The following is a 5439-nucleotide window of genomic DNA, read 5'->3' as shown; positions in this document are numbered from 1 at the left end:
AGAGCAGCTGACTTGTAATCAGCAGGTTGGGGGTTCGAGTCCCTTCATCGGCTTACAAATTAATAAATAAGGGTGGATTCCCGAGTGGCCAAAGGGGGCAGACTGTAAATCTGTTAGCTAGTCTTTCGAAGGTTCGAATCCTTCTCCACCCACTTTTTTCACTAAAAAATCTAATATTTATAATGACGCGGGATGGAGCAGCCTGGTAGCTCGTCGGGCTCATAACCCGAAGGTCGTCGGTTCAAATCCGGCTCCCGCAACTATTTTAAAAGGCTATTATAGCCTTTTTTTATTTTAAACTAATTATATCAGTCTTATTATTAGTACAGTTAATATAATTATTATATTATATATCTTATATAAATTTTTAAATTATAATTTTTTATTTTTACTACACAATTACATTATTATATAAATATAATATAATTAAAAAGGACATTTTTATTAAATATATAAATGTTAATTATAATAAATTAAAAAGAGTAAAGTATGCATTTTAATGTATATACTTTACTCTTTAATTTTTATTTGCTTAATATATTTACAATTTAAAATAGTATACTAAGCATATTAGCTTGTACTTTAGCAGTATTTTTTTGTGCAAAAATACCATATTGAACTAATGCTTTGTTAGTTTGTCTATGTATAGATTCTTTAGACATATCAGTATCAGTTATTTTACTTTTAGATTTAATCATATTTAATTCTGAATTTAAGTTAGAACTAATAGCATAGTCAAATCTGTTTATTTGAGCACCAATTTGAACTCTTGCAGAGGATACAGCACTTATAGCATCATCAATAGTAGATATATCAATATTATTACCCATAATATTAAAATTATTTAATCCAAGTGAATTACTATTAACAGCACCAATAGATACATTTGTACCAGAACCATCTGGATTCATAGCTACATGTTTATCAGTAAAAGTACCGTCTAAAAGATTTTGGCCATTAAATTGGGTATTATTAGAGATATTATTAATACCTGCTAAAGTTTGGTTTATTTCTTCTTGAATAAGTGATTTATCACTGTCAGTTAATATTCCATTAGATGCTTGTATACTAAGTTCTCTAACTCTTTGTAAACTATCTTGAACATTACCTAAAGAACCTTCAGCAGTTTTTAAGGCATTTTGCATATCATAAGTATTATTTACACCTTTGCCAATACCATTAATAAGAGCCGTCATTTTATCAGCAATAGCAAGACCAGCAGCATCATCTACAGCTTTATTTATTTTTTTTCCAGAAGATAAACGCTCATTATTTTTTTTCTCATTCTTATCAATATTGTGTAAATTAGAAAGATAAGAATTTACTTTTTGATTTTGATTTAATATTTTCATTTTTTACACCTCCTTTATTATAATATTATGCAACTTTTTTAAAAATTTTTCAATACTAATTTTAGACAAAAATTGTAAATTTTTTTAAAATAGTTAAACTACTATAGACTATAAAATAATTGAATTTTAAGTATTTATGTGCTATAATTTATTAGGTATTAACAGGTTATATTTTGTGTACGGAGGATAAATATGTTTGTAGATAGAGTAAAAATTCATATAAAAGCGGGTAATGGTGGCAATGGATGTGTGTCTTTTTATAGAGCTAAATATGTAACAAATGGTGGACCAGATGGTGGAGATGGTGGTAAAGGAGGCAATGTAGTATTTATAGCAGATGAAGGAATAAATACTTTAATGGATTTTAGATATAAAAAACTTTTTAAAGCTGAAAACGGTGTAGACGGAGGAAAAAGAAATTGTACAGGTGCTAATGGAAAAGATGTTATTATAAAAGTTCCAGTAGGTACAATAATTAGAGAGGCCGAAACAGGAAAAATAATGGCAGATATGGTTAAACCTTTTGAAGAAAAAATACTTATAAATGGTGGTAAAGGTGGAAAAGGTAACCAGCACTTTGCAACACCTACAAGACAAGCACCTAGATATTCAGAAAAAGGAAGAATTGCAAAAGAATATGATGTTATATTAGAGCTTAAACTTATAGCAGATGTGGGACTTATAGGGTTTCCTAATGTTGGAAAATCTACTCTTTTATCAATGGTTACTAATGCAAACCCTAAAATAGCTAACTATCATTTTACTACATTATCTCCCAACTTAGGTGTGGTAAGAAGTAAATGGGGTGATGATTTTGTAATGGCAGATATACCGGGACTTATAGAAGGTGCTAGTGAGGGGATAGGTCTTGGACACGAATTTTTAAGACACGTAGAAAGAACAAAAGTATTTATACACGTAGTAGATGCAGCAGGATTGGAAGGTGTATGTCCACTTGAAAATATAGAGAAGATAAATGATGAGCTTAATAAATATAATGAAAATCTTTTGGATAGGCCTATGGTAATAGCTTGCAATAAGATGGATATACCAGAGGCACAAGAAAACTATAAAAAAATAAAATCTGTATATGAGCCTAAAGGGATAAAAGTATTTCCTATATCGGCAGCAACTAATAATGGTTTAGATGAACTTTTGCTAGCAGTTGCAGATATATTAAAGGATTACCCAGAGGATATTGTATTTGAGGAAGATTTTACACCTTATGTAGAAGCTAAAGTAGATAATGAGCCATTTACAATAGTCAATATAGGTAATGGATATTATGCAGTAGAGGGCATTGGTGTAGAGAAAATGATGGGATATACTAATATTGATACTGAAAAAGGTTTTGCATTTTTCCAAAAATATCTTAGAGATAAGGGAATTATAGAGGCATTAGAGGAAAAAGGTATACAAGAGGGCGATACAGTTAGGATATATGATTTAGAATTTGACTATTATAAATAATATTAATAGAAAGGAATAATTTATGTTAAATAGTAAACAAAGAGCATATTTAAGAGGATTATCTAATAAAATAGAACCAATTTTTCAAATAGGAAAAGGTGGAGTAAGCCCAGAGATTATATTATCTATAGATGAAGCACTAGAAGCAAGAGAACTTATAAAATGTAATGTGCTAAATAATTGTACTGAAGATATAAAATATATAGCATCTGCTATTAGCGAAAGAACAAAATCAGATGTTGTACAGATTATAGGTAAAAAGATAGTTTTATATAGAAAATCAAGAAAAAAGTCTATTATAGAGCTACCTTAATAATAAAAAGAAATATAAAAATACGAATAAATCATTTTTTTGAATTTTCTGAAAATAAATAAAAAGTTGGTTTTATATAAAACTAGTTCTATATAGGATATAACCTATATAAAATAATGTAGGTTATATCTTATGTAAAATATATTGTTTTATTAAAAGCAATTTTTTTATGTATGAATTGCAAGAATATAAATTTTATATATTTTTTATAAAAAGTTAGATAATAAATTAAATTTAGTATACAAAGAAAATAGTTATTTATAAAAAAATTATGATATATAAGTAAAGTATTATAATAAAATGGTATAATTATATATTAAAATAGCAAAAGTGTCAATTTTAAAATTAATGAATAATTATAATTTTAATTGACATTTTTTTATTTTGCTTATATAATCTTAAAAACAAAATAAGTTATGTTATTAAAAATTAAAATGTACATATATTTTAATAATTATAACAGGCGAGGAGGAATTGCAAATGAAATTTAAAAAACTTTTAGCAATGGCACTTATAGGAACAATGGCTCTTTCATTAGCAGCTTGTGGTTCTACTAGCAATACAGAGGATACAAATGTTTCTACTGAACAAGGTGAGGCAGATACAAAATCTGAATTTGATACAATGGTTGTAGGGTTAAATGAGCTTAATGGTATTTTTAATCCATTTTTCTATAAAACAGCTTTTGATAGTTATGTATTTGGCCCTGTTTTCTCATCTGTTTGTGTTTTAGATGATGATAATAATCTTAAAGATGATGCAGGTAGCATAACTACTAAAGAAATTAAAGATGACGCAGGAAATGTTAAACAGGTTGAATATACAATAAAATTACAAGAAGGGCTTACTTTCTCAGATGGAAAACCAGTTACAATAGATGATTATCTTTTTGGAATATATGTACAATTAGACCCAGCTTATGATGGTATTAGTACACTTAGCACATTAAATATAGTGGGACTTAAAGAATATAGAGAAGGTGGAGATACTGTTACAGAAATATCAGGTATTAAAAAAGTTGATGACTTAACTTGTACTGTACTTGTAGACGGTGTAAACATTATTGGAGATAAACAGCTTGCAGGGCAACCTATTTTACCTAAACATTATTATGGTGTAGGTGATGATGGCACAGAATATAAAAAAGGTGATATGACTGTACCAAAATCCAGAAATGCATTACCTATGGGAAGTGGCCCTTATATATTTAAAAGCTATGAAAATAATATAGTTTCATTAGAAGCTAACCCTAATTATTTTAAAGGAGCACCAAAAACTCCTAATTTAAAATTCCAAGTTGTTGCAGAGGCCAATAAAGTTGATGTTGTAGCTAATGGAGATGTAGATATTACAGACCCAGCAGCAGACAAAGAAATTATGGCAAGGCTCGAGGCAGAAGGTATAGAATATAACTTAACAGAAAATAATGGATATGGTTATATTGGTATTAATGCTAATCGTATAACAGATATAAATGTAAGAAAAGGTTTAATGCACCTTATGAATAGAGAACCATCTGTAAAATCATATTTTGGTGATTTAGCAGATGTTTTAGAAAGACCTATGACTAGTACTTTAGCAGAGTACCCTCAAGATGCAAAACCATACTATACATATGACAAAGCTAAAGCATTAGAATACTTTACTGCAGCAGGATATAAAAAAGATGCAAATGGTAAACTTGTAGATGCAAATGGTAACCAACTTAAAGTAGAAGTTGGTGTAGGTGATTTAAAATCTCATCCAACAGCAGGTATTTTTTCACAAATGAAAAATGATATGGAAGAAATTGGTGCTGAGCTTATTGTATCCGACTTACAGTTTAATGTACTTTCAGATAGAATGGACAGTGGAGATTTAGATATGTTTGTTCTTGCTTGGGGTAATTCCAATCATGCAGATTTAACACAAATATTCCATAGCTCTTCAGCAGATGGTGCTGGTTCTAATAGATATAATTTAAAAGACCCAGAGGTAGATAAATTATTAGAACAAGTAGCTACTACTTTAGATTTAGAAAAAAGAAAAGAATTAGTTGCTAAAGAGCTTGATTTAATTATGGAAAGTGCAGTTATTATGCCAGTTTATCAAAGAAAAAATCTTAATATATTTAGCGATAATTTAAAAATAGATACAGTTTATAGAACAGATTCACCATACCATACATTTAGAGATGAATATCACGTTATAGAAATGAAGTAATTTTTTATATTTCTAATTAGCCTTATTTAGCAATAGGGCTAATTAGAATAATAAGACGTTTCTGAAAGCTATACTAAAATAATTATATGCACAATATATAAA

4 protein-coding genes and 2 tRNA genes are annotated in these 5439 nt (G+C 28.5%); 5 read left to right on the top strand and 1 reads right to left on the bottom strand.

Annotation, left to right across the window (positions count from 1 at the left end; all coding sequences use genetic code 11):
- Positions 1 to 70 precede the first annotated feature (70 nt).
- Positions 71 to 152: transfer RNA gene (locus R5Z65_RS09410), tRNA-Tyr, on the top strand.
- A 34-nt stretch (positions 153 to 186) separates the two neighbouring features.
- Positions 187 to 260, top strand: a tRNA-Met gene (locus R5Z65_RS09405).
- A gap of 288 nt (positions 261 to 548) precedes the next feature.
- On the opposite strand, the gene R5Z65_RS09400 is transcribed toward R5Z65_RS09405, so the two are convergent.
- On the bottom strand, positions 549 to 1352 hold the full coding sequence (locus R5Z65_RS09400; RefSeq protein WP_317368736.1) for a flagellin: 804 nt from the start codon (positions 1350 to 1352) through the stop codon (positions 549 to 551).
- Between the two features lie 192 nt (positions 1353 to 1544).
- Here R5Z65_RS09400 and obgE point away from each other — a divergent pair, with 192 nt between their 5' ends.
- From obgE to R5Z65_RS09385, 3 genes are all read left to right on the top strand, one after another.
- The gene (gene obgE / locus R5Z65_RS09395) at positions 1545 to 2822 is read left to right on the top strand and encodes a GTPase ObgE (RefSeq protein ID WP_317368735.1); all 1278 of its coding nucleotides are present in this window, start codon (positions 1545 to 1547) and stop codon (positions 2820 to 2822) included.
- 22 nt (positions 2823 to 2844) lie between these two features.
- The gene (yhbY, locus tag R5Z65_RS09390) at positions 2845 to 3135 is read left to right on the top strand and encodes a ribosome assembly RNA-binding protein YhbY (protein WP_317368734.1); all 291 of its coding nucleotides are present in this window, start codon (positions 2845 to 2847) and stop codon (positions 3133 to 3135) included.
- 480 nt (positions 3136 to 3615) lie between these two features.
- The gene (locus R5Z65_RS09385) at positions 3616 to 5337 is read left to right on the top strand and encodes an ABC transporter substrate-binding protein (RefSeq protein WP_317368733.1); all 1722 of its coding nucleotides are present in this window, start codon (positions 3616 to 3618) and stop codon (positions 5335 to 5337) included.
- Positions 5338 to 5439 lie beyond the last annotated feature (102 nt).

The sequence above is a fragment of the uncultured Tyzzerella sp. genome, from assembly GCF_963558545.1.
GTDB lineage: Bacteria > Bacillota > Clostridia > Lachnospirales > CAG-274 > Tyzzerella.
Note: the sequence above shows the minus strand (reverse complement) of the source record. Positions and strands in the feature narration are given on the sequence as shown.